The organism is Candidatus Neomarinimicrobiota bacterium, assembly GCA_022560655.1.
Lineage (GTDB): Bacteria > Fidelibacterota > Marinisomatia > SCGC-AAA003-L08 > TS1B11 > JADFSS01.
In genome coordinates this window covers 1-4000 of the sequence record JADFSS010000119.1, presented here as the reverse complement: position 1 = coordinate 4000, position 4000 = coordinate 1, and the positions used below count along the sequence as shown (strand labels likewise).

At 54.9% G+C, this 4000-nt stretch carries 3 protein-coding genes; 2 read left to right on the top strand and 1 reads right to left on the bottom strand.

Going from position 1 to position 4000, the window contains the following annotated elements; genetic code table 11:
* Window positions 1-32 precede the first annotated feature (32 nt).
* Complete coding sequence (locus IH971_11045; protein ID MCH7498365.1) at window positions 33-1313, top strand: argininosuccinate synthase; 1281 nt, start codon at window positions 33-35, stop codon at window positions 1311-1313.
* A gap of 2 nt (window positions 1314-1315) precedes the next feature.
* Complete coding sequence (argH, locus tag IH971_11040) at window positions 1316-2701, top strand: argininosuccinate lyase (GenBank protein ID MCH7498364.1); 1386 nt, start codon at window positions 1316-1318, stop codon at window positions 2699-2701.
* 246 nt (window positions 2702-2947) lie between these two features.
* Here the strand turns inward: argH and IH971_11035 are convergent, their stop codons facing one another.
* A complete protein-coding gene (locus IH971_11035; protein MCH7498363.1) occupies window positions 2948-3154 on the bottom strand; it encodes a recombinase family protein in 207 nt (68 codons plus the stop codon).
* Window positions 3155-4000: the final 846 nt, after the last annotated feature.

Here is a 4000-nt window from a genome sequence, read left to right as displayed (position 1 = left end):
GGGAATCAGACCTGGGGCTTTTTTTTGAAAACATTTACAGGAGCACAATCATGAATGAGCCCATATCAAAAGTCGTCCTGGCATATTCAGGTGGACTGGACACGAGCATCATTATACCGTGGCTGAAGGAACGGTACCGCTGCGAAGTCGTCGCCTATGTGGCCAATGTGGGCCAGAATGACGACCTGGATGCCGTGCGCGCAAAAGCTAAGGCAACGGGAGCAGATGAGGTTGTTGTGGAAGACTTGTGCGAGGTCTTTCTCAAGGACTTCGTTTGGCCAACTGTGCGGGCTGGCGCCGTATACGAGCGCAAATACCTCCTGGGTACCAGTATGTCGAGGCCACTTATCGCCCAGCAGCAAGTCAAGCTGGCCAAAGAGATCGGCGCAGACGCCGTGGCCCACGGGTGCACGGGCAAGGGGAACGACCAGGTTCGGTTCGAGCTGGCCTATATGGCCCTTGAGCCGCGATTAAAAATCATCGCCCCCTGGCGGCAGTGGGACATTGCCTCCAGAGAGGAAGCCATCGAATACGCCCGGGCACGAAGCATACCGGTATCCGCGACGGCAGACGATATTTACAGCCACGATGAAAACATCTGGCACACGTCTCACGAAGGGGGGCCACTGGAAGACCCTTGGACGGAAATGGATGACGGGCTCCTGAAACGGACCCGGCCGATTTCTCAAACACCCGACGAGGCGGAATATATCGTTCTAACCTTCGAGGAGGGTCAACTGGTGGCACTGGATGGAGATCGCCTGTCAGTTGTCGATATGCTCCTCCAGCTCAACGAGGTTGGCGGAAGGCATGGCATAGGCGTTGTGGACATGGTGGAAAATCGGGTAGTGGGCCTGAAATCCCGCGGTATTTACGAAACGCCGGGGGGCACCATCCTGACAACAGCCCATCGTGAACTGGAAGCCTTGACCCTGGATAATGAGTCACAGCACTACAAAGATATCATAGCCGAAGAATATGCGAGCATTGTCTATCGTGGACAGTGGTTTACGCCCCTACGGGAAAGCCTGGATGCTTTTGTAACGGCCATGCAAAAATATGTCAGCGGCACTGTTCGCATGAAACTGTACAAGGGTCATTGCCTAGTCGCCGGCCGCCGCTCTGTCTACTCCCTTTACCGCGAAGATCTGGCTACATTCGGCAAGGAGGATGTCTACGATCAAAGTGATGCCGAAGGTTTCATCAATCTGTTCGGCTTACCCGGCAAGGTAGAGGCCCTGCTTTCCGAGGCTGGCGTTAAGAAGGGCAAATACCGGGCGACGGACTATTTTAAGAGCTTCAAGAGGGACTAATTATGGGCGGTAAAGTTTGGCGGGAACGATTCAGCATGGACCTGGCACCGGAAATTGATGCCTTGAATCGGAGCGCGCATTTTGACTGGCGGCTCGGGGTCCACGATCTGGACGTTTCCCGGGTATGGGCCCGGGCGCTGCGCAAGGGCGGGGCCTTGACGGCTGATGATGTGGCTGCCATTCTCAAAGGACTTGACCTAATTGATCGTGAACTGTCAGTAAAAGGGAGCGCTTTCCCAGAGAGCGGGGATGAGGACATCCATATGGCGGTTGAGAGGCGCCTGGGCGAAATCATTGGCGAACCGGCTGAAAAACTCCACTTTGGCCGCAGCCGAAACGACATGGTGGCGACGGACATTCTGTTATATCTCAAGGGACAGTCGGCCACCATCATGGAAAAAGGGCGGAACCTCATCAAAGTCATCGTTGATCAGGCTCAAGCGCACAAGGCGACCCCATTCCCTGGCTATACGCATCTGCAACAGGCGCAAGTCGTCAGCCTGGGGCACATATTTCTTGCCCATGCGATTGCCCTGCAACGCGATATATCAGCCCTGTCTGCCAACCTGAATGGGATGGACAAATGCCCCCTGGGGTCGGGAGCTCTCGCGGGCACCTACGCTCCTGTGGACACCGGTTGGATTGCGGCGGAGTTGGGATTCAGTGGCCCTGCCGCCAACAGTATTGACGCTGTGGGGAGCAGAGATGCTATCATCGATTTTCTCTATATTGGCGCTCGGTTGGGGATCCATCTGAGCCGGTTGGGTGAGGATATGATCCTGTGGTCATCCCAGGAGTTCGGCTACATCACACTCGGCGATAACAGCACCACAGGCAGCAGTCTACTGCCGCATAAAAAGAATCCCGATGTATTCGAACTTGCCAGGGGCAAGGCCGGCCGCCTGATTGGGAACCTTCACGCCATCCTTGCCGTCCTGAAAGGATTACCCGCGGGCTACAACAAGGACCTTCAGGAAGATAAGGAGGCCCTTTTTGATACCGTGGAGACCCTCAACCTGCTCTTGCCAGCCGTGGCAACAGCAGTCGATTCACTGACGGTCCATTCGGAGGCCATCCGCGCAGCGATGATTCCAGAAATCAAAATGGAAGGCGTTGTGCAGCTGCTGACCGAGCGAGGCAGCACCTTCAGAGCGGCTTATCGTATGGGACAGGCCCTTGTCCGGAAGGCGGTGGCACGGGGCCTACACGTCACCGAATTTGCTTTGGGTGACCTTCAGAATGTCAGCCCGGAACTGGACCAGGAAGTATTGAATCGGCTGCAAGCTGATTACGAAATACCTAAAACAGGCGTTGCTGGCGGAGCATCAATAGCATCGGTTGAGACTCAGATTGAGGACTTTAGGACCTGGCTTGGTGCTGTCACTTGAGGTCATCCGCCAGCCGGAGACCAAGCTGAGTTATCGGAAGAGTTCCCGCCGTCACGTGGGGTCAGTCTGGATATGCCATTGCCGAGGTTCGCAGACATGGGGATATTCCATGCGTTGCTCTTTCCTCGGATCAGGAAAGCCCGATCGACTCCCGCTGCAATCTTCCAAGCTGGTCGAGAATTCAGGGATATAGGGCAAGGGCTGAAAATTCCTTAGACCGGCCACCGGGAGTCTATTTGGAGCGGTCTAGACAATCGGCTCGTGGTCCCTCTCAATCAACAGTTCCCCGTACCGACAAGCGCCCGCATAGTAGGGGTTCCGCAGAAGATTGCTGATCGCTTGCCTGGAGAAGCTCCCACCGCGATTCGTACGGAATCCGTTACGCCCCAGATACTTGCCGATCTTGCCCAGCGACAGCCCCTCCTCGCGCAGCGTGTAGATTCGGCGTACCAACCCCGCCTTTTCAGCGTCGATTTTGAGCCGCTCCCCGTCCCAGTAGTATCCAAATGGTGCTCGGCTAACCTTCCCCGGTCCACCGACCCTGCCATAGCGCCTGAAATTTCTGCGTCTTCCGACTGATAATCGAGCCAGAAGTGCCTGTTTTACTACATCGCTCATAGCTAGCAACCAATTCTAACACTTCTCGACGAACAATGTCAAGGATTTGTTAAGAACTTGACAACATGATTCAGCGATTTATCCGCTGGTTTCTGGCTCGCACAGGGCTACGCAAATAGAGTGCCGAGCATTTACGGCGATATTAGGCGTTGGTTGAAGGAATATACTAAACTGGTCCCCTGAAATCTGGCCTCTATATTTTCGGAGCAGGGTCTGCTTGGGTCAAGGTCAAGATAGTGCTGCTAATCATATGCCGGAGTGGGGGGGGTAATTCAAACCTCACCAACGACCTTGCATCAACACGCTGAATACTCCTCGTCACTAAATGGTGACCTATCCCGTCGGACATGGTTGGTTCCATCTAGAATTGCAAGCTAATTGCAACCTCTACTTCTTCTCACGACGGGGCCCATTTGCCCTTACAAGGCGGGGGTCACTGGTTCGAGTCCAGTAGCGTCCACAGGCCCAGCCGGGCGCGGGGCTTTTTTGCTTCGTGCAGCGCGATGGTGAGGCGAGGAAGGAAAATCCCTGATTATACCTCTGTGATGGCCAGGTACAATCAGGGATTGAGCACCCATGAGGCGCGTAGCTCAGGAATCGTTTCAGCGCATCTTCGGCCAACAAAATGCGGCTACTGCGCCGTTTACAACTACATTCAGATATAAGGGTACAGCGCCGAGT